The sequence below is a fragment of the Tolypothrix sp. PCC 7601 genome (assembly GCF_025677855.1).
Taxonomy (GTDB): domain Bacteria; phylum Cyanobacteriota; class Cyanobacteriia; order Cyanobacteriales; family Nostocaceae; genus Aulosira; species Aulosira diplosiphon.
Genome location: NZ_CP064879.1, coordinates 7,148,611 through 7,171,455 on the forward strand (window position 1 = coordinate 7,148,611; position 22,845 = coordinate 7,171,455).

Genomic DNA, 22,845 nt, shown 5'->3' on the forward strand with positions numbered 1-22,845 from the left:
TTGCGGTTGCGGTCATTTACTAGTTTGTGACATGCTCACCTGTGGATTTGTTGCCATTTAAAGACCAGAAGTGGAGAGATGGCGATAATTATAGCCAACCTTGGAATCCTTTTGGATGTGCTTTTTAATGCTATCTAGGTCAACGAAGTAGTCAGCGACATCAATTAGGATATCACTGGTAATAGCTCGTAAACTGACAACTTCTACCCGGACTCCTGTGCTACTAACAGCATTCACAGCATAAGCTAAATCTCCATCTCCACTTACTAAGACAGCGGTATCATAGTAGGGAGCGAGATTGATCATGTCTACAGCAATTTCTACATTTAAATTAGGTTTTTTAGAATTCTCGGAAATTTGGAATTCTTTGGTAACCACACGATAGCCATTACGACGCATCCAGAATAAAAAGCCCTGCTGCTTTTCATGAGAACGAAGACGCATAGCAGGCGATCGCGAGTTGTCTATCCCAGTATAAAAGAAAGCTCGCAGCAATCGTGAGTTTTCGGTTAAGCGACAAAGTAATTTCAGATAGTCAATTTCTAAACCGAGTTGCAATGCTGCTTGCAATAGGTTTAATCCATCAATAAAAATAGCAACTCTACCACGATGAATGCCTTGAAAAAGTAAACTTGATGTTGCAGTCGCTGGCTTGTTATTTTCTTCAGCTTCTTTATGATTAATTATCTGCCTTTCTTGCCATTGTGATTCCTGTTTCAGGTGTTTATCTTTTTCTTTTTCTTGGGTAAAACTACTAAGATTCATTGGGCTATTCCTCTGGATTTCCATGTCAAAAAGTGCTGGGCAATTGGCAGTATTCATTCTGCGCTGATAAATCAGCATCACAGTCCATCGATTTTAGATTTGTTCCAATACTTTTCGGTTAAGGGAGAAAAGGGGAATGGGAAAAGGGAAAGAAACAACCTTTCACCCTTAACCTTTAATCTTTTTCCCAAAAGCTATTTTGAGTTCAAAACACTTAACCGAGTAGTATTGAGATTTGTTCCACTTTAATGGCGCGGAAGGAGAACAAAAAATCTAAAATCGGCAATCTAAAATTTAAAATGGGCACAGTCAATGATATGCAATCAATAGCTGCAAATCGTTGTTTTGGCTGTTGATTGTGCAGATGTCAAAGTCTAAAGCGGAGATTTACGGTTGGTATCAAAACAGATTTAACAAGATATCCCCAATATTTATCAATAGCCCACTATTTACCCCAATCTACTGAATGTTGGCTTTGCACAAAACAATCAGGAGTCAATACGTACAGATTCCTATTAAGGAACTGGGCTGTAGTGAGCTATCAGCAGTTATTTTTATTGTACATCTATATTGAAAATCGGAACTATAGACTAGGAGCTATGGTCTAAAGAAGAGATATTTTCTCATGATTGCATCAAAAAAAACTATTTTTGGATTTTTGTCAGTTTGGTTATATACCAATCTGATTTAATTTTTAGAAATGATTAGCGTAGAAAGGAAACAAAAAAGAAATATATGATGTTTTTTACAGATAATTTTGGCTGGGTATGAAAAAATAGATTCCCGATTTCTTCAAAGATAGAAAATCAGGAATCTAAATTTTTCATTGAGAAAACTATTTTTTTAGCTTCTCAGATGGGGATTAATACTACAAGGGATAGCGTTTTGAACTCAAAATAGCTTTTGGGAAAAAGGTTAAAGTTTAAGAATTAAAGGTTGTTTCTTTCCCATTTCCCATTTCCCTTTTTTCCCTTAACCGAAAAGTATTGAGATGGGGCTACTATGCTTCTGGAGTGTCTTGGGAGAATTTTTTATGAATGCTTTGAGTTTGTTCTCCATTAGCAGAATTTGCTGTCATTAGATATTCTATTAACCCGTCTGAGAAGGGGATACGCAAATGGAAGGTACCATCTGGCTTCAGTTTAATGTTATGACCCCCAATGTTGACAGTTGCACCTGGCTCAGTTGCGCCGTGGATAATTAACTCAGCATCTGCTACAAACCAGAAATTTGGTTGGGGACGGCTGAAAACGCGAACATTGGCAGAACGAGTGAGTGATTCCCAACGATCGCCTTCTGCAATATAGCCAATTTCGGTCATGTAATCGCGATCGCTGTTGGGGATGGCGACAAAGCGATCGGTTACTAATTCCTCACATTCATATTGCTGCACTAGATGGGGAGTTTGATAACTCAAGTCAATGTCGGTGACATCGTACAGCCGCACAATCAATTGCGAAATCCCCGCGTTGTGCAATTTTTGGTTGTCATGTTCGGAAATGTGCCAAGCAACGTAAGCCCATTTAGGGGTACGGGATGTGAAGGTAATGCTGCTTTCATGATTTGCAGCTGGTTCTGGCGTGGGGGTTGGGGCTACGGGGGTTGATTCCTGCACAGGTGTTGATTCTGGTGTGAGGATTGGGGCTACGGGAGTTGATTCCTGCACAGGTGTTGGTTCTGGTGTGGCAGTATCTGGGATGTAAGGGCTAAAGACACGCACGGTTTCAGAACGGTCGATTAATACCCAGTTATTTGCTGCTACATAACCGATTTCTGCAATGTAGTTGCGATCGCTTCTCGGAATCGCTATTGCAGTTTCATTTGTGCCGTCTGGACATTCTAACTCCTGAAGCAACTGAGGATTTTGGTAACTCAGGTCAATTCCTGTGACATCGTACAAGCGGATCTTCAATTGATAGCCGTAATTTTGTACGATTTCCTGGGTTACCTGGGTAATATCCCATAAAACATGAGCTGATTCTGAATTTAGGGGCGTGAGAGTGACTCTGTCTGGAACTTTGCTTTCTGTTTCGTCTTCTACGATGGAGTAACTACCAAAGACACGCACGATTTCAGAACGGTCAATTAATACCCAGTTATTTGCTGCAAGATAACCGATTTCTGCAATGTAGTTGCGATCGCTAGCCGGAATTGCCACTACAGTTTCATGTGTCCCAGCCGGGCATTCATATTGCTGCAGCAACTGGGGAGTTTGATAACTCAGGTCAAGACCTGTGACATCATACAAGCGTAAGGTCAATTGCGAGCCTGATTCTTGCAGTTTCTGCTGGGTTGTGTCGGAAATTTGCCAGGAAACATTCGCTGAGTGCAAACTTTGGGGCGAAAGGCTGACTTTGTCTGCTACTTGGCTGTCTGCTGCTTCCTCTGTGGTGTAGGGACTGCTAAAGACACGCACGGTCTCAGAACGGTCGATTAATACCCAGTTATTTGCTGCAAGATAACCAATTTCTGCGATGTAGTTGCGATCGCTAGCCGGAATTGCCACAAAGCGATCGTATGATGCTAAATCGCATTCATACTGCTGCACCAGGTGCGGAGTTTGATAACTCAGGTCGATGCCAGTCACATCATATAACCGCAGTAATAATGGAGAACCGGAATCTGTCAATATTTGCTTGTTAGCATCAGAAATTTGCCACGCAGCATAAGCCCATTTGGGTGTGTGGGATCTGAGAGTAACTTGGTTCTCAACATTATCTGCTGCTACTGCGGCATCACGATCATTTGTCGCAGTTGGTATGTTTGATGTCGGCGATTCTTCACTACCATAAACTTGAGACCAAGCGCCAATTCCTGCACCTGCTGCTACTGCACCAGCAGCTACAGCCCCTAAATTAGGTAGAGAATTATCTGCGGGTAAGCTTGCTGCTGTTTCTGTGGTCTCTTCTGGCAGATTCGCGAAAATTTCCTCGATTTCTTCTGTGGGTTCAGCAGTGGCTTCGGCTTCGTCTGCTATGGCATTTAAGTCCACATCTGGAACATCAGGTAAATCTGGAAGTGTAGCGGCTGTTTCTGATGTAGGTTCGTCCACTGCTGGCAAATGGGGAAGTGCAGCAGCTGTTTCAATAATTGGCAGTGATGCATCCGATGTTGGTTCTTCCAGATCCGGTAGTGATATATCTGCTGTAGGTTCGCCGACATCTGGCAACTCTGGGATTGTGGTGGCTGTTTCCACATCTGGTAGCAATACCTCTGATGTAGATTCGCTCACTGCTGGTAAATTGGGTAGTGCGGCGGTTGCTTCAATAATGGGCAGTGCTACATCCGATGTTGGTTCGCCGACATCTGGCGTATCAGTATTGGCAGGTGCAATTTCAATTGTTGAGACTACATCTGCTGTGGGTTCTGGAACTGGCGGTGAATCTGGGATTGCCTCTGTAGTTTCGGGGCTGGGCTGTTCTATCTCAGCTAGTACTTCATCAGATGCAGGTGTATCCCATAGAGTATAATCACTGCCTTGGATTGTAGTATTAGCATCTTCGGGAGCGCTTTCTCTACTATCTACCACAGACCAGCCGACTGCACCTGCTGCTAAAGCTGCACCTCCAGCCAAGGCTGTAGCACCTGCTGCGGAGATATTTTCGCCAATATTGGATTCTGGCTGAGGCGGTTCTGTCGCATTGGCGCTAGGAGCATCTGAAGTATCAGATAATACTGGTTCTGGCGGCGATTCAGGTTGAGGTGTAACTTTAGACGCATCTGCTAAGTTGGGATAAGAAGTATTCACCACTGCTGCTGGTGCTTCGGTATCCCATGCAAATTCGCCGTTATTTCTCATCTCCTCCGATGATAGCGCTGCGCCTGTGCCTGCTGCTAAAGGGGGGTTAGTGGCTGCGGGTGCTGACTGATTCGGGTCTACTGGTAAAGGTGGTGCTGTGGGAGCAGATCCTAAGTCTTGATCTGCTGCGTCTTCTGCTGATGAGCGTCTTTTGAGTAACCACCAAGACAATCCGCCTAAAGCTGCGATCGCCAACAAAGGCAATAATAACCAAAATGGCGCTTCTCGCTGCACGCTGGCATTGTTATCCGCAGCAGTTCCCGAGGTTGCATCTGGGGCAGTGGTTGCACTAGGGTCGGCAGTATTAGTTATGCCCTCGGTTGTAGGGGCAGTAGTTGCCTCAGTTGTGGGGGTAGTGGTTTCAGCAGTTGTGGCAGCCGCAATGGTGGGAGAAGTGGTATTAGTTGTTACTGCTGCAACTGCCGGGGAAGTAGTAGCAGTTGTTGCTACCAAAGCTTGTATGCCACCATTTGCGATCGCAGCTGCTTCAGCTGTTCTGGCTTGTTCAATGGCTTGCTTACCTGGCGGTGCGATCGCAAAGCCCAAGAACGCAGCTGTGGCAGCGTTGGGGTTTTTCTTGTAGACGTAAACTAAAGGCTGAGAGAAAGGATATTTGGGCTCGGTAGGTGAAGTTTGATGTACCTTGAGAGTCCGCACCCCTGGGAGTTGCGATACTTGATTGGCTAAAGCATAACTGATACCATCTTTACCCAATTGCTTGGCGATTTCTGCGGTGTTATCTTCCGGTACTTGAATTGCATTTGTGCCTGTAGTGAAGTTAGCAGCCTTAAATACTGGATAACTACGCAAATTTTCTCTAGTGTCGCTACTTGGGGGGCGATCAATAACGCGAATTTTACCTTTTGGCCCGCCTACCTGCGACCAATCTGTAATGCTGCGTCCCCGGAAAATCCTGGCAAATTCTCTACCAGTCAAGCTACCTTTAAACGGATTCTCCGCACCGACGATGATAGCAATCTTTTCGCGGTATAAGCGGACTTGCGCTAACCCTTTTGCTTGTTCTTGTGGTGTCAAGCCACGTCCTAGGGCTGCTACATCAATTTTGCCCTCTAGCACAGCTTTCAGTGCGGCATCAGTACCATTAGCCGCTACTTCCACTTTGCTTCCAGAGTATTGCTGCTCAAAACTCTGTTTCAAGTTTTGATTAATTACACTCAAGCTACTTGAACCATCAATCCGCACTGTAGTCCCATTTTCCAATGTTTTTGGCATAGGAAAAGCGGGAGCATCAGTTGCAGATTGTGCCTGTATCGGTGTTGGCACTAAGAGAGTTGCTGCCATAGGTGTAGTTCCTATCGCCAGCAGTAATGCCAGTCTGACTATTGCACTATCTTTCTTTTCTTGTTGCCACATATGCTCCTTATCAGGGTACAGAAAACAGAAATCCGGCCAGCCTTTAACTTATGCTTTTATCTATAAAAGGAGGAGACGCGCTAATTATACATCTCTATTAACTTTGTTCTTAGTTGTTGGGAATAAACAAGGGACTAGAGAACGGGGCAATACTTGTCGGTTAAGGGGAAAAGGGGAAGGGTAAAAGGGGCAAGAAAAAACCTTTAACCCTTACCCTTGAACCTTTTCCCTAAACCAAATTAAGAGTTGAAAATCCTTAACCGAGCAGTATTGGGGAACGAGGAACAAGGAACAGAATTCATAGCAGGTAGTGCGTCGCCTGTGTGGTTGCTTGGAAGCAGTAAGGGAACAGAGAACGAGTTGGATATTTGCTGCTTGCGTCTCAAAGCGGTATTTGGAGGCTTATAGGCTTAAATGTGCAGTTCAGTAAATGCTTATCAATAAACGAAACTATATTGCAGTAGATGCAGGAGAACAGCGAAAAGCCTTAACTTTTAAGCTTTTGCCCTTGCCATACAAAACTTTACATATTTCAGTTTAATCAGGCTCACTTACTAAAATACTGCGTCTCACTTTATCTTGTTTAGTGACAAGATTTTTAGACTGTTTATTTTTTTTAAAGTATACCCAGCCAGTATTTCGGACTATCTTTCCAGAAATCAGGGAACAGGGAATAGGTATAAATAGGGTATGGGAGAATTTAATTTTGGATTTGTGATAGCGCAGCGTTAGCGAGTCCGCGAGCGTCTTTTGGATGAGGTTTCAATCTAAAATCTAAAATTCCTGTTTCCTCATCCCCCGGTACTTCGCCAGCTATCTTCAACGAGATACGATACAGCCCCTTACCTGCTGTGATGTCAAGGTTTTGTAAGCTAATGAGCATTTAAGGGACTTCCAGAAAATAAATTATCGAAAATTATAGTCCGAGAATATTTTTATTCTCCCCTGCTCTCTGCCCTTCTGCCTCTTCGGTGACTACTTCGGGGACGATATATCTCTTCAATGAGTCTGACAATTTACTGTTTTTTTATCACTAAATCGATAGAAATATTTGCTAATTTTTCTCAATTTAAGGTACCAAAATAGGTAATGCGATCGCATTATCTATTTTTCATTTTAACTAATTACTTGCAAAAGCCATTAATAATCATAGTTCTGGATTATTCTTTGTGAAAATCAACAGCAAATACATTGACAGCATCAAATACCTAACACGCTTAAGCATAATTAAACTTTATACATTTCTAACTTAAATATTGTATTTTTCGATTGAAACTTTATAGTTATCTGTCTATTGATAGTGATAATTTAAATTTTAATAATTGTTTAATAACTCGCCTCCAGACGAGTAAAATCGCCTATGAACAAGCAAAATATAGTATTGAGGCTGAGTAAAATCACAAATATTGACCCAAGTTTTTTACAAAGATTTTGGCAGGTAGGAAAACTTTATTGGCAAAGCGAAGAGAAATTTGGGGCAATTGGATTGCTGTCAATTCTCATATTGATTGTTTTATCTACTACCCAAATAGATGTCATTGTTAACACTCAAAAGGGTAATGTACTATCTGCGCTAACGGCAAAAAATTCTAGTACATTCTGGGAAACAATCAGTTATTTGCTGGGTTTATACCTTTTTTTAGTTCTAGTTTGGGCAGCTTACAACTATATCAGAAAAAAGCTAACTCTTTACTGGCGACGCTGGCTAACGGAGCATTTCCTCAATCACTATTTTAGAAATCGGTCTTTTTATCAACTTACTCAATCGCAAAGAGAACTTGATAACCCAGATCAACGGATATCTCAAGATATATTCAGTTTTGTTGATGGGTTTATTTCTTTGTTTTTTGACGTGTTATACGCTACTTTACAGATGATTGCTTTTACTGCAGTCCTCTGGTTTATTTCACCAAATCTCATGATTGTTTTGGTCGTTTATGCCGTCAGTGGAACTCTTGTAACGGCAGGTTTCTTTGGTAAAAAATTAGTTAAAATCAACTTCGACCAGAATAAAAAAGAAGCTAACTTTCGTTTTGGCTTAGTCCGATTGCGAGAAAATGCTGAGTCTGTAGCTTTTTATCGAGGCGAATCACAAGAATTAAGCCATATTAAATCTTTGTTTGATTTAGTATTTAAAAATTATAATTATCTGCTGCTATGGCAGGAATTATATTTAAATGGATTTGTCAAAATTTATGAATTTATACCCCAAATAATACCTGCAATAATTATGGCTCCACTAGTGCTATCGGGACAACTAGATATTGGAAAATATACCGAAGCACAAGGAGCATTTTTAATCCTGTTTTGGGATATGTATGTGATTACTCGCACATTTGATAAATTGACTGGTTTTGCAGCAGCCATTGAAAGGTTAGCTGAATTAAATTATTTTATCAAACAACCTAAAAATAGCGATTCCTGCGAAATAGTTCCGAATTCAACAATTCAGACTGTCGAAAATAGCCATTTAGCAATTCACAACCTGACATTGTATACACCAAACTACCAAAGAATATTATTTCACGACGTTTCGCTGACATTGCAACCAGCGCAAGGGCTATTAATTGTCGGCACAAGTGGCTGTGGAAAAAGTTCTCTATTGCGAGCGATCGCAGGTTTATGGAAGTCTGGAACTGGTACAATTAGTCGTCCCAACCTTGAGGAAATCCTATTTTTACCTCAGCGTCCTTATATGATCTTGGGAACTCTCCGCGAGCAGTTAGTATATCCCCAACTTAATACTAATATCAGCGACCAAGAACTCGAGCAAATTTTACAAAAAGTCAATTTACCAGATTTAGCCGCAAGATTTGGCGGTTTTGATGTCGAAAAAGATTGGTCTGATGTGCTGTCTTTAGGTGAACAACAGCGCGTTGCGTTCGCCAGAATTTTAATATCTCAACCAAAGTATGTCATTTTGGATGAAGCTACTAGCGCTTTAGATATTAAAAACGAAGAGAATCTCTATCAACATTTGTACAACACACAAGCAACTTTTATTAGTGTTGGACATCGCCAGAGTCTCTTTAAATATCATCAACAAGTTTTAGATTTATGTGATGGGGAAAAGTGGGAAATTAAGTGTATTGCGTAATTGGGCATGGGGCATTGGGCATGGTAATTGGTAATTGGTAATTGGTAATAAAAATTTCTCCCTTATCCCCCTCATCTCCCTCATCTCCCTTATCCCCCTCATCCCCCTCATCTCCCATTCCCCATTCCCCCACCCATCAACAAACCAATCTCCGCTACTGTCGCCGTTTGTGCATCTAAAATGGCGACAAATTCACCTCTGTAGATTACAGCAATGCGATCGCTCATTGCCATGACTTCTTCTAACTCAGTAGAAATATACACAATTGCGGCACCGCGATCGCGTTCTGTTAATAATCTTGTATGAACTGCTGCGGTTGCACCAACATCTAAACCTCTAGTGGGTTGCATAGCGACAATTACACTTGGTTGGCGGGCTATTTCTCGCGCTAGCACCACCTTTTGCTGATTTCCGCCGGAAAGCTGGTTTACCTTGATATCTTTCCCTGTGGTGCGAATATCAAATTCATGGATTGCAGCTTGAGCATGATTAGCGATCGCTTCTTGTTGTAACAAAAAACGACGACAAAATGGTAAATATTTAAAAGCCTTCAAAATTAAGTTTTGGGCAATGCTAAATTGCATCACCAATCCCATTGTTTGCCTATCTTCGGGGATATAGCCCACTACGCAAGGATTGTGGCTAAACTCAATTTTACCTTGCTCAATAGTGCGTAAACCTGCGATCGCATCTGCTAATTCTCGCTGTCCATTGCCATCGACACCAGCCACACCTAAAATTTCCCCAGCCCGCAATTCAAAAGATACATTGCGAATAGTAGAAATATTTCTATTATCAGCAACCTGTAAATTTTGCACCGATAGCACAATTTCCCCTGTAGATTTCGGGCTTTTATTAAACTGTAAAGACATCTCGCGCCCTACCATTAATGTTGCTAACTGTTGGGGTGTAGCTGCTTTTGTTGTAGTTGTGGCTACAACCTTTCCCTGTCGCAAAACTGTGACAGTATCGCACAGATGTATCACTTCTTCTAATTTGTGGCTGATAAAGATAATTGTGTTACCTGTGGCTGCGAGTTGGCGCAAAATTGCAATTAGTGATTCTACTTCTTTTGGTGTCAATACGGCTGTAGGTTCATCGAGAATCAACAACTTAGCTTTACGGTAGAGAACCTTGAGAATTTCTACCCTTTGTTGTGCCCCTACAGGTAAATTTTCTACTTTAGCAGAGGGGTCAATTTCTAAGCCATAAGCTTGAGATAATGCGGCAATTTCTTGCTGTTTCTGGCGTAAATTTAACCGCCAACTTTTTTCAGTCCCTAAAATAATATTTTCTGTCACAGTCAATTGAGGTACAAGCATGAAATGTTGATGAATCATGCCAATTCCCAATTTAATTGCTGCATGAGGCGAAGTAATTTTTATTGGTGTTTCTTGTAAATAAATTTCACCTGCATCAGGCTGATAGAGTCCACTAATAATATTCATTAAAGTACTCTTACCAGCACCATTTTCACCTAAAATTGCATGAATAGTCCCCGATGCCACACTCAGGCTAATATTATCGTTAGCCACAAAAGACCCAAAGCGTTTAGAAATATTTTGCAGCCGTAAATAGTCCATGTGAATCAGAATTTATACGTTCAGGGACAAGAGAAAACTCAAGCTTGCCCTAATGATGACAATTTAAATATGATTTAGAACTACTATAGTACTGATATTTAAATTTTAAAATATATAGGATTCATATTTTATTTTTGAAATTCACGTAGTGGACTGACACGCCTAAAATGAGGCATTAGATTTGATGAAATGAACCGCAGATAAACGCCGATAAACGCGGATGAAATGAATTTTTGCTATTGCACCAAATTAGCTGTGTCAGTCCAGTAGGATGCGTTAGCGATAGCGTAACACATCTGACTGACTATATAACCAACAAAAATGAGTGGAAATTGTCTATGAGAGTACAATTCTCCACTCATAATTTGCTGAATTAGTGCCAAAAGAACAAGACCCTGCTCAGATATCAATTTTCCAGAGTTGGGAATAATTAGCGAGATTCAGTACCTTGATTGGGGCTACCTGCTACATTATCTTCACCTGGTGCTTCTGGTTTAGCAGTTTCTCTAGCATCGCTTTTTTCTGCATCACCAGTTTTGCGGATGCTATCTTCTAGGGGGGTTTGATAACCACCAGAGGCTGTAGGGGTACTACCTTCACTATTAGATTGTTGATTTTTTTGTTCAGACATAATTAAGGTTCCTGTGATTTAATTTATGCCTTATTTTATGAATATCTGAAGGGGACTTGAATCTATCTAGAATATGGTTAAGGTTGCTTCATACCTCTATCGGAGGTTATGTTTCAGATGTTCAGTAGTTGGTGCAATTGCAAATAAATCTTGTAAGCTGTCATTGGTCATTAGTCATCTGTCATTGGGAAGGATTACAAAATTTAAATTATCAAGAGTTAATAGATGAGAAAATATATAGATGTATAATCACTTTGCAAAAATCAAATATGACTTCTATGATTTAGCAGTGGATTCTGAGTAAATTGAATAGCCGTAAAATCGAAATCTTTACCAGATAAATTATATAAGAATAATTAATGAACCAGAGCAATTTAGAATTACCATCTGGCTGTATTCTCCGTAAAGCAACATCTGAAGATAACTGGCCGATTCGGTTGTTGGTGTTATCTGCTAAACTCGATCCCACTCAATTACGTTGGCAACAATTTTGGGTGATTGAGTGTAATGGAAAATTAGCAGCTTGTGGACAGCTACGCAACTTTGATGATACTCAAGAATTGGGTAGTTTGGTAGTTGCACCAGCTTGGCGCGATCGCGGTTTGGGGAGTTTACTGACACAGCATCTCATCGCTACAGCCACGCAACCGTTATATCTAGAATGCCTAGGACAACGTCTAGCAGAATTTTACAGTCGTTTTGGCTTTGTTGCGATCGCCTTTGAAGAATTACCGCGATCGCTGAAATCTAAGTTTGGTTTGTCACAGTTAGGAAAAAAGTTAATTCGGGTTCCTGTCGTGTTCATGCACTATCCCAATTCGTAATTCGTAATCAGCTAAGAAAACTATTTGCCGATGGGTTTGCCTGTTTTGTCAAAAACTTCACCTTTTTCCCCAATACTTACTTCTATTGTGCCATCATCAAATCTTCGAGTGTAATTATATTTGAACGGAATGATAACTTGACCACTTTTGTCGATATATCCCCATTTACCGTTTAGTTTTACCGCTACAAGCCCCTGTAAAAAAGAAGGATGAAGCCCATATCCTTGAGCATCAAACTTAAAGGGGATAACAACCTTACCAGTTTTATCTATAAATCCTAGCTTGCCGTTCAGTTCTGCTGCAACGAAACCTTCGGTAAAAGCAGGAGGATCAATTAAGCCCAAGACTCCATAATTAAAGGAAAATACAAGTTTGCCAGCCTTGTCGATATAACGCCATTTACCATTAAGTTTTGCGGCTGCAAGCCCTTCGGAAAAAGCAAGTGCTTCAGTAAATTGAAACGGAATAATCACTCTACCAGTTTTGTCGATATACCCCCATTTACCATTAAGTTTTGCGGCTGCAAGCCCTTCGGAAAAAGCAAAAGTTTCGGAAAACTGAAGGGGGATAACAACTTTTCCCGTTTTGTCAATGAATCCCGATTTGCCATTTAGCCCTACAGAGGCTAATCCTTCTGCAAAATCTCTAGCGCTGTCATATTGGGGTTGAACAACAATCTCAGCGTTGAGATTGGCATATCCCCATTTACCAGTGGAAGTCAGCCCAACGTTCCTTTGGGAATATGTTCCTCCGTTATTAATGAGGCTCATTCCCTCCCTAGGATCGCCTATACAGTTAGGATTAAATGAAAGTGAAGTTTGAAAGGGAAAGAGAGTTGTTGTACATGTATAAAGGGCATCTTCGTCATAGCAAGCTTGCAAAATCAAGCAAGATAAACCAGTCAGTAAAAAGACTATCTTCTTATCTCTCCCCCGTTGAGTCCAATATAAATCAAAATTCATTACAAATTTTTTGAATGTTGAATTTTGTTAACGCAGCGTCAACCCTTCTCCTCATGGGAAAGCTGCACAAACGACATAGCTTAGAGCAAGCTACGCGGAGCTTCTGTCTACGACATACACTCGCGAACGTAGAGAGCGTCATTTTAAATTAAGTGTAGCGATCAGCTAAACCAAATCTAGTTTGCATAATCTAAAATTGTATATTTCTTGTGGGTTGGGCATCTTGCCCGCCCAATATATACAAGTTAAATGTGGAACAGCTTACTAGGCTTTTTTTGCAAAAACCGTTAATAAAACAGGCCCTAATAAATAATAGTGTCCAACACAATCTAAACCAACAGCAGCCCCCATAAATTCCCTCTGATTGGGACTATAAAATCTCACTTTCCCCAGAGAACCTAATGTTACTTGCACTTCAGATTTACTTTTCAATGTGGTGTCAACTAAATAAAAGCGTCCGCTTGGTGAAAGCACTCGCGCCACTTCGCTGAAAATCTGTTGCGGTTCTAAATAATGCAAAAAACTTATCGTGTTGAAAACTGCATTAAATTGTCCTTCAGCAAAGGGAAGAGACTCAGCTTTACCTTCAACATAGATTAACCGGGGACGGTGGCGATTATTGCGTCTGGCTACTCGCAACATCTCACTCGATAAATCTAATCCGGTTCCGCGTAAATCGGGAAACTTCGCAGCCAGGCGTTCTAGCAACCTTCCTGTACCACAGCCTAAATCTAATACATTTGCATGGGGTGGTAAATCGACAAATTCTAGTAACCGTTTGTGAATAGTTTGATAGAACACAGACGGTAAAAGCCAGTCGTAGCTTGGTGCCCAAATGTCAAAAATTTGCTTTTTGTTACTTACAAATTCACTAGTCATAGTTAGCAGTAATTACAGTATTTGCAGGTAAGTGAAGTATACAGGTAGGAATATAATATTATTATATCTTGACAGCAATCTGTAAATCATTTATTGGCAACTTACTGTAATTACTCACCCAGTTTACGCCATTTCAAACTTTAATTGATGACTCTGTAGAAAATCATGAGTAAAATGGTCTACCACATTGGTATCACTCAATTCTAAATTATAAAAATCTACAAATTCATGGTCAAAATATGGCCCCGCGTGCCAAGTTCCTACCTCTAATTTAATAAAACAATTCCCGGGAATGCGAAAAGCTGCAATTTCCTCTAAAGCTGGTTGATTGACATCATTATGAGGAGGACAAACCGCAATTAACCAATCCTTACCTTCCAAGGAACCTAAACATTGAGTACATTGCACATGACGGGTAATTTTATGAAATCTGCGCCCTTTACGATGCAAGCGCATAATATAAAAACGTGGTGTGCCATTTTGCAGATTTAATTGTGCATCTTCTACATCAAAAACTTTACCATCTGCACTTGCAAAAATTACCTGTCCATAACGCCGAAAATTTTCTGGTGTTACCAATTGAGCTTGTAATTGTTGGACTGTCTGTGATGTACTCATATAAAACCTATCAAGATTTAAAATTTAAATTATTCCCATTCGAGTTCTTTGGGAATCAGTGATTTGGGAATTATTGAAGCTTGTTTTGCTTTATCTGAAGGTTTGGTATACCACCAAGCCCAAGCAATAAAAACTGCTTGGAAGGGAAGCCGGATTGCTTGTAACCAAGGCGAATCTGAATATGGTATGGTTTCAATCTTAATATGATTAACTGCCATATTGATATTTGCAGGGAAAACGGCAATAAATAATAAAATTAATCCCCAAGCTGCGGCTTGACTCACAGGCGGAACTAATAAACCTATCCCACCTAAAATTTCATAAAAGCCACTGAGATAAACTAATTCTAAAGGATATGGCAGTTGCGGAGGCATAATTTTAACGTATGGTTGTGGCAATAAAAAGTGTGTCACTCCTACAGTAATGATTGATACTGCTAGGATGACGCGCCAAAGTTCTTTATTTTTGTACACTTGATTTACCTAATCTCAATTACTCACTTGTTTTCAGTTTTGAGGATTGAGGTAATTTTGTCTTCAGTCTAGGGTGAGAATAAAAGGTTATATTACAGTTCAGATCATTAGTGATTAATTTGTCACTTGGGAAAAAGCTAGATCAATTGGGGGATTCTCCCCCAAACCCCCGATTGGGTGACGGTTGCGTCCCCCAAACCCCCTCCAAAATTATTGTTCTGTTTTTGTTGAGTAACTATTACAATTCGGTGTGAATAAACAGACAATCTGTAATTAATACAAGGCTTGTGGTATAACTATTCTTTCTTTTTACTTTTTACTTTTTACTCCTGCGGAGTTCGCCAGTTGCTTTATGCCGGGGAACCCGTCCACCGCACTGGCTCACTTTTTACTTTTGCCTTGTTGTACTAGTTCTTTGGTTTTGTGATCAATTAATTTTCTTAACTGAAATGTATTGGGTTATATTATGTATGCTTAAGGATTTATATTGTTGTATGGGTTGCGAATGAAAAATGGGTAATGGGTAATGGGTAATGGGTAATGGGTAATGGGTAATGGGTAATGGGTAATGGGTAATGGGTAATTGGTAATTGGTAATGGTAAAGGTTTTAGAGCATCATTCATTGATTAAGCTAAGTGGCGATAGGGATGGAAATTACAAATTCTGTTTCTTGTTGAGGTAGAGAATTGATGGTGATATTACCACCATGTTTTTTAATAATGGAATAGCTCACAAATAATCCTAAACCTGTACCCTTACCTATAGGCTTAGTAGTGAAAAATGGTTCAAATATGCGTTGTTGAATATGCAAGGGAATAAAGCTGCTGGTATTGGCGATCGCAATTTTTATCTGCTCATGTTCAACTACTTCTGTACGAATCCGAATTTTTGGTTGTTCGATATTTTTGTCTCCTTCGCGAATCGCATCAATGGCATTGTTGAGAATATGCAAAAATACTTGATTCAACTGTCCAGGATAACAGGTAATAGGGGGAAGATTACCATATTCTTTAATGAGTTGTATTTCAGGTTGATGTTTATCAGCTTGTAGGCGATTTTGCAAAATTAATAGTGTACTTTCTATGCCACTATGTAAATCCACAGCTTTAATTGGTGATTCATCTAAGCGAGAAAAATTTCGTAAACTCAAGACAATTTGACGGATGCGATCGCTACCGGCTTCCATTGATTGCAGAATGTCAATTACATCTTTATAAAGAAAATCAATATCTATTTCATCGCGTTTAGCTTGAATTTTGGCAGAAGGTTGAGTATATTCTTCCTGGTAAAGTGTCATTAAACTCATCAAGTCGGCAATGTAATTTTCTAAATGGTCGATATTTCCTTTAATAAAACTAATAGGATTGTTAATTTCATGAGCAATTCCTGCTACTAATTGCCCCAGAGATGACATTTTTTCGGAATGAATTAATTGAGCATGGGTTTTTTGCAAATTTTGCAATGTATCTTCTAAATCTTGGGCTTTTTGGTTGAGTGCCTGGGTTTTTTGCTCTACTTCTGCTTCTAGGTTTTGGGAATAATTAGCGATTTGTTGATACAGTCGAGCATTTTCTAAGGAAATGGCAGCTTGGGTGCAAAGAAAATCTAAAATTAGGATGCGATCGCTCGTAAATACACCACTGGTAGAACGATTTTTTAAATACAAAATTCCAATCAAATGTCTTTGATGGAGAATTGGCAAACATAAGATACTTTGAGGTTGCTGTTGAGTTAGATATTCATCAATTACAGGTAAATCTGTTTTCAGCTGCTCAATTACTACAACTTCTTGGGTATTTTTGACATACTGAATCAGCTTGACTGGTATATTACAGTTTCCCTCTAGGGGTTGCGAACAAAGTTCTGTAGTTTCTGGTGTTGCAATAGCTTGCACATACCAATTATCATCGCTATTAGGTAGGATTAAAGCACAGCGATCGCCACCAGAGTTTTGCAGAATAATCTGAGTTAATTGGTGCAGTAGTTCCTCAAATTGAATTTTACTCGAAAGGGTTTGAGAAGCTTTGAGAATGACAGCAAAATCTAGAGCTGTGTTGAGACTCTGACTAGCAGCTTGGGTAACATTTGTAGAAGCATGAACTGAGGCGCGGGAAGTAACAAGAGTTGCCAGGGTTTCTAGGGGATTCCAGCTTTGGCTGGCTGGTTGTAAAATTGGGCGCAGTAAATCGGGGTAGCGATTTACTAAATCATCGGTTTTGGCTTTCGCACCCCAACGGGAATAGCAATAATAAGCTGACTGCATATAACCCGCAGCTACATTTTCTTTACCCCAATCAAGGTAAAATTTAGCAGCAAGTTCGTTTGCTAAGGCTTCTTCTTGCAGGTAGCCGTTGTTTTTAGCTCCTGCTATGGCACGATCATAGAGTTCCATTGCTGTGTAAGAATTACCAGACACGCGATAGCATTCAGCTTCTACTAAGTGCAGTTTATGTAAATGATTATTGGGGGCATAATCTGCATATTGCTTGAGTTTGGTTTGATGACTTTGAACGCGTTGCCAACTATGAGATGATTCCCCAGGAATAACAGATTTTAAAATTGCTAACTGCGCTAAGGCATCATAAAAAGGCAGCAAAACGCTGACATATAATCCTGGTACACCATCTAAATATTGTTCGGCAAGGGTGGCTTGCGCCATCGCTTGTTCGTATTCGCCAAACAAGTAGCAGAGAATGACTTTGTTAATTTGTACATGATAAACAGCCGGGCGATCGTTAACTTGTTGGTGTTGTGGTAACATCAAATCTTCGTTGTAGACATCACCCACCAAACGATAAGGAAGTTGACTGTCACCTAGTAAATTTAAAACCGCTTGGTGATAGGCTTTTTGATAATTCAGGGCTGTGGTTTGTTTTAGTTCTGCGATCGCTATCCCATAGGTGGCTAATTCTGATTCTAATTGTGTTAGTTCTTTGCCAGCATAGTAAGAATGAAAACTATAGCCAAATATGCACCACACTGCCCATTCTAAATCCCCCGTTGTCAATCCGCTTTGATAACCTGTGAGTAAAGATTCTAGGGTTTTGTGGAGAGGATCTTGCCAATGTCTGATGTAATTATTGAATACGGCGGCAATTTTGGCATGTAGTTCTTCCGCAGAGAATTTTTCCATTAAATTTAACGCTAGTTGCCCAAATTGATAGCTTGTTTTTACATCACCAACAAAAGCACAAAGAATTAAACCATAACTGGCATAAGCAAAAGCAGATAAGCTGCTACTGCCATATTCAATTGATAAGTTTACCTGTTTACCGATAATCAGGGGTAACATTTCGGGACAGCCATTATAGGCAGAACCAAACATACTCGATAAAATCCGGATTGCTGCTTTGGCACGCGCATCTGTCATTAAAGGTAAATCGATTAATTCTAAGGGTTCTTTTCCTACTAATATCCGATGAGTTTCCCCCAATGCTTTACCGATATCTTCTGGTGTGGGGTAGGCAGGAATATCTATACCCAAATTATGCAGCACAGCTAAAGCTATATCTAATCCTAACCGCAGTTGATTCTTGGCAACACAAGCTAAAATTTTGGTTTCATAAATTGGGATACTATCTAAAATATTGGTGACATATTGCAGAACAATTTCTGCTAATTGTTCCATCTGCTCAAAATCAGTATTGAGATAAGCTGCTTCCACTGCTTCTGTATATACTGCTAGCATTAATTCATAAAATTCTTGCCAATTGTGATTTGCTAACAATGTGATCGCTATGCTGTAATAATCTACTGCAGCAGCATAAGCTGTAGCGTGTTTAGCTCTGCGTCCAGCAATTAAAGCCAATTCAGCTAATTTTCTCTGTTCTTGGTAATCAGTAATTAAATCAATACTTAATTTAAATTGATTAACTATATCAAATATTTTTTCAGTTATTTCTGTTGAAGATGTATGTTTAAGTAACAGTTGCCCAATTGTGAGATGAGTAGTTTGTTTTTGCTCGTTGGGAATTAAAGAATAAGCCGCTTGTTGAACGCGATCATGTAAAAATCGATAGAAAACGTTTTCATTATTTGTAGTATCTATATCTGCGCGATCGCCAGTCAAATAAAATTTATAAACTTCGCTTTGGGGCAAAATTAACCCTAACTCTAAAGCCTTCCATAAAGCAGTGGCAACTGTAGTTTCTGATTGCTCTGAAACAATTACTAATGTCTCCAAATCAAATTGATTACCAATACAAGCCGCTAGTTTTAATACTGCCTGTGTCTCAACAGGCAGTTTTTGCAATTGCTGCACCATAAACTGTACTACATCATCTGTTAATGATGCAGCGCTTACCTGCGTAATATCACATTGCCAATATCTAGTTTGGGAATCAAATGTAATCAATGCATCTTGATATAATGCTTTCAAAAATTGGGTGGCAAAAAAGGGATTACCTTGAGTTTTTTGATAGATCAATTCTGTTAATGGTTGCGCCAATATCGCTGCACAATGTAAAGTATCAGCTACTAACTGATTCAAACTTTGCTGTGATAGGGGCTTTAAGGTAATAGTATTTACCTTGGCTTGAGCTTTGGCGATCGCATCTAAAGTTAACATTAAAGGATGCGCCGCAAACACTTCATTATTTCGGTAAGCACCAATCAATAGTAAATAGCCTGTGGATGATTCACCCATCAGTAATTCAATCAACTTCAGCGATGCGGAATCAGCCCATTGCAAATCATCTAAAAATATTACTAAAGGATGTTCTGGGGTGGTAAAAACTTGAATGAATTTCTCAAACAGTAAGTTAAACCGATTTTGAGCAGATATACCTGATAATTCTGCTGCTGGTGATTGTGCGCCAATAATCCGTTCTAGTTCCGGGATTACTTCAATAATTACTTGGGAATTATCTCCTAACGCTGCCAGAATTTTAGTTTTGCAAATTTGCAATTGGGTATCAGATTCCGCCAGTAATTGCCCCATCAAATCGCGAAAGACTTGCACAAAAGCAGAGAAGGGAATATTACGATTAAATTGGTCAAATTTACCTTTAATAAAATAGCCTTGTTGACGGGTAATCGGCTTATGGACTTCATTAACAACGGCGGTTTTTCCAATTCCCGAAAATCCCGCCGCTAGCATCATTTCTGAATTACCATTAGTAACACGCTCAAAGGCTTGCAGCAAAGTCCTAACTTCTGCTTCTCGCCCATATAATTTCTCTGGAATCAGGAAGCGATCGCACACATCCCTCTGCCCAATTTCAAAATCTGTAATCACGCCATGATTTTTTAATTGATATAAACAATTTTCTAAATCATGCTTTAATCCCAAAGCACTTTGATATCTATCCTCAGCATTTTTCGCCAGCAATTTCATCACAATATCAGAAATTACTTTTGGTATGTTTTTACTGTTCTCTACTCTCTGAGGAATTTTCGCCAGATGACAATGTACTAACTCCATCGGATCGTCACAAATGAATGGTAATTCTCCACTCAATAATTCATAAAATGTCACACCCAGCGCATAATAATCACTACGGTAGTCTATCCCTCGATTCATCCTGCCGGTTTGTTCGGGAGCAATATAAGCAAGTGTCCCTTCTAAGACATTAGGATTTTTAATTTCTGGGCTTTCTTTTGGTAAAAGTGAGGCGATACTAAAGTCAATTAGTTGAACTTGTTTTGTCTGAGGATGAATCAGAATATTTGCTGGCTTAATATCTTTATGAATGACATTGTTTTGATGTAATTCTTGGAGAATACTAGTTAATTGAATGGCAATATTCAAAAATTCTAATAGAGAAAGATTAGTATTTTTAATGTATGCTTGTAAAGCAATATCTCCTGTATATGGCATCACTAGAAGATAACCATTGTTATATGTTTCTAGTGATAGTGGCTGAATAATACCAGGAATGTTGAGATGTTTGGTAATTGTGTATTGGTTACAAAATTGCAATAATTCTTGGAAACAGGGATATTCAGCAGCCAACATTTTAATGATGACTGCAAGGGAATCTGATTCCCGAATAGCTTGATATACCTTGGTTCTAGTGCCCACATATAGTTGAGAAACAATTTGATATCCAGAAATAATCGGGGTGAAATTTTCATGAGTCATCTCAACCTACCTCGTAGCACAAGCTGGTATTACATTCTCAAATAAGTATTCCCATCAGCTAGATGTTCGCTAACAAAAAAGATGAAGTATGTATCCCTGCTGGAAAGCAAGCTAGGCGTAGCGTCTTGACAGGAGAAGACTAAAGTATGAAATGCAAAGGTAGATAATATAGGTTTTGATGGATTTAAAATGGTAGCTTTATTTATGCCCTGTTGTCAGAGTACTTGAGCGTCCAACAAAACTTAAGATAAAGTATTAAAAATAAAAATATAAATCAAAACTCAAATCTAGCCCCTAGAGCTTGTTTTTACAATCAAAAAGTAGGTTGGTTTAACCTTAGTGCAACCTAACCTAGCATAAAAATCATTCTTCTCTAGCCCCTATTCTCAATACCGCCCCTCATGGGAAAATGCCACAACCAAACATGAAAATCTGTCTTTCCCATGCCCAATGCCCAATGCCCCATATCCTATATCCATTTTCAATACAGTGTATGACAACAAATTTTAGTCGGCGTGAATTTATCTTATTTGGTTCAGCAGCGTTTACTACTAGCCTTTTCCTCAAAGCTTGCAGTAGCAACCAAACTAGCACACCCACAATTGCGACTACAGGCGGTACAGAAAATTTTAAAATAGCGATCGCACTCCCAGGAATTATTACTGATAAAGCTTGGAATCAATCTGGCTATGAGGGCGTTAACCTCGCAAAACAAAAGCTGAGTGCAGAAACAGCTTATGTAGAAAAAGTAGCACAAGCCGATCAAACAGAAGTGCTAACTGATTTTGCTCGTAAAGGCTACAATCTCATTTTTGCCCACGGCGGACAATTTGATGCCGCAATAGAACAAGTCGCCTCACAATTTCCCAACACATTTTTCGTAGGTGTAAATGGTAATCTCAAGGGAGATAATATTGCTTCTTTACGAATAGATCATCTGCAAGCTAGCTATTTATGCGGAATTATCGGCGCTTCTATAACTAAATCTAATAAACTTGCTTACATCGCCGGCGAAAAATTTCCCGCTACCGAAGGAGAACTCAGGGGATTTGAATTAGGCGCAAAGTCTGTGAAACCAAATATTCAAATTACTTCTACTTTTACAGGGGATTGGAATGATGTAGCTAAAGCTAAAGAAGCTACTTTGGCTTTAATTTCTTCCGGTGCTGATGTTATCTATCAATGGTTAGATAATGCCTCAGCCGCAGTTTTACAAACAGCTAGTGAAAAAGGCATCTACGCTTTTGGTAATACAACCGATCAATTAGATGTTGCACCCAAAGCCGTTTTAACCAGCGCCGTCAAACGTTTAGATTTAGCGATAGCTTATGTAGCAGAATTAGCAAAACAAAAACAATTAAAAGGACAAATATATACAATTGGCTTAGAAAGACCAGATATATTATTTTTAGGAAAATTTGGGGCAGATGTACCGTCAGCAGTTCAGCAAAAAGCTTTGAGTGCCAAGCAAGATATTGTGGCTCAAAAAATTATTTTTGAAGCCTGCAAAGAAGGCGGAAAAGATACTCGCTGTGTGAAAAAAGCTGCTGTTTAAATGGCAGTATTCGATACTCTTTGGGGTATCATTGTATTGCTGATTTATCTTGATAGCCTGCATAATTTCAGCATTTTAGACTAATTTAAATAATGTTGGTGCGACATTAACTATCCATGAGGGCACAGCATTGCTGTGCCCCTACCTGTTTGTTGCTAGATTCTTATACTACAATTATAATACAAAAATTATAAGCGTAATT

Annotated in this window: 15 protein-coding genes; 3 read left to right on the forward strand and 12 right to left on the reverse strand. The window is 39.6% G+C overall.

Annotated elements, in window-relative coordinates:
* Positions 1–57: 57 nt before the first annotated feature.
* The 3 genes from HG267_RS28990 to HG267_RS29000 form a co-directional block, all read right to left on the reverse strand.
* Positions 58–765: an NYN domain-containing protein gene (locus HG267_RS28990; RefSeq protein ID WP_045871355.1), complete on the reverse strand. Its 708-nt coding sequence runs from the start codon at positions 763–765 to the stop codon at positions 58–60.
* Between the two features lie 1,000 nt (positions 766–1,765).
* On the reverse strand, positions 1,766–5,938 hold the full coding sequence (locus HG267_RS28995; RefSeq protein ID WP_052335229.1) for a DUF4912 domain-containing protein: 4,173 nt from the start codon (positions 5,936–5,938) through the stop codon (positions 1,766–1,768).
* 700 nt (positions 5,939–6,638) lie between these two features.
* Entirely contained in the window at positions 6,639–6,821 is a 183-nt protein-coding gene (locus HG267_RS29000; RefSeq protein ID WP_045871145.1) for a hypothetical protein, read from the reverse strand.
* Between the two features lie 477 nt (positions 6,822–7,298).
* On the opposite strand from HG267_RS29000, the gene HG267_RS29005 reads away from it, so the two are divergent.
* Positions 7,299–9,035 carry an ABC transporter ATP-binding protein/permease gene (locus HG267_RS29005; RefSeq protein ID WP_081584035.1) on the forward strand — a complete coding sequence of 579 codons (1,737 nt, stop codon included), beginning with the start codon at positions 7,299–7,301 and terminating at the stop codon, positions 9,033–9,035.
* Here the strand turns inward: HG267_RS29005 and HG267_RS29010 are convergent.
* The 3 genes from HG267_RS29010 to HG267_RS29020 all read right to left on the reverse strand — a co-directional run bounded on the left by HG267_RS29010 (position 9,019) and on the right by HG267_RS29020 (position 11,249).
* Complete coding sequence (locus tag HG267_RS29010) at positions 9,019–9,153, reverse strand: histidine kinase (protein WP_096621797.1); 135 nt, start codon at positions 9,151–9,153, stop codon at positions 9,019–9,021. The two genes, HG267_RS29005 and HG267_RS29010, sit on opposite strands and share 17 nt — an antisense overlap.
* On the reverse strand, positions 9,143–10,618 hold the full coding sequence (locus HG267_RS29015) for an ABC transporter ATP-binding protein (protein WP_045871146.1): 1,476 nt from the start codon (positions 10,616–10,618) through the stop codon (positions 9,143–9,145). The genes HG267_RS29010 and HG267_RS29015 overlap by 11 nt, the downstream gene beginning before the upstream one ends.
* 430 nt (positions 10,619–11,048) lie before the next feature.
* Positions 11,049–11,249, reverse strand: a complete 201-nt coding sequence (locus tag HG267_RS29020) for a hypothetical protein (protein ID WP_045871147.1) — start codon at positions 11,247–11,249, stop codon at positions 11,049–11,051.
* A gap of 359 nt (positions 11,250–11,608) precedes the next feature.
* Between HG267_RS29020 and HG267_RS29025 the strand changes: the two genes are divergently transcribed.
* Positions 11,609–12,073, forward strand: a complete 465-nt coding sequence (locus HG267_RS29025; protein ID WP_045871148.1) for a GNAT family N-acetyltransferase — start codon at positions 11,609–11,611, stop codon at positions 12,071–12,073.
* Positions 12,074–12,093: 20 nt separating this feature from the next.
* Here the strand turns inward: HG267_RS29025 and HG267_RS29030 are convergent, their stop codons facing one another.
* The 6 genes from HG267_RS29030 to HG267_RS29055 form a co-directional block, all read right to left on the reverse strand.
* Positions 12,094–13,035, reverse strand: coding sequence for a WG repeat-containing protein (locus HG267_RS29030; protein ID WP_052335230.1), 942 nt, complete (start codon positions 13,033–13,035; stop codon positions 12,094–12,096).
* Positions 13,036–13,299: 264 nt separating this feature from the next.
* A complete protein-coding gene (locus HG267_RS29035) occupies positions 13,300–13,914 on the reverse strand; it encodes a class I SAM-dependent methyltransferase (protein WP_045871149.1) in 615 nt (204 codons plus the stop codon).
* A 123-nt stretch (positions 13,915–14,037) separates the two neighbouring features.
* Positions 14,038–14,532, reverse strand: coding sequence for an ureidoglycolate lyase (locus tag HG267_RS29040; protein ID WP_045871150.1), 495 nt, complete (start codon positions 14,530–14,532; stop codon positions 14,038–14,040).
* A gap of 29 nt (positions 14,533–14,561) precedes the next feature.
* Entirely contained in the window at positions 14,562–15,005 is a 444-nt protein-coding gene (locus HG267_RS29045) for a DoxX family protein (RefSeq protein ID WP_045871151.1), read from the reverse strand.
* Between the two features lie 474 nt (positions 15,006–15,479).
* Positions 15,480–15,629 (reverse strand): hypothetical protein, encoded by a 150-nt coding sequence (locus HG267_RS29050; protein WP_155539318.1) that lies wholly within the window; start codon positions 15,627–15,629, stop codon positions 15,480–15,482.
* Between the two features lie 8 nt (positions 15,630–15,637).
* A complete protein-coding gene (locus HG267_RS29055; protein WP_045871152.1) occupies positions 15,638–21,088 on the reverse strand; it encodes an ATP-binding sensor histidine kinase in 5,451 nt (1,816 codons plus the stop codon).
* Between the two features lie 493 nt (positions 21,089–21,581).
* On the opposite strand from HG267_RS29055, the gene HG267_RS29060 reads away from it, so the two are divergent.
* Positions 21,582–22,643 (forward strand): BMP family protein, encoded by a 1,062-nt coding sequence (locus HG267_RS29060; protein ID WP_045871153.1) that lies wholly within the window; start codon positions 21,582–21,584, stop codon positions 22,641–22,643.
* The last annotated feature ends 202 nt before the right edge of the window (positions 22,644–22,845 follow it).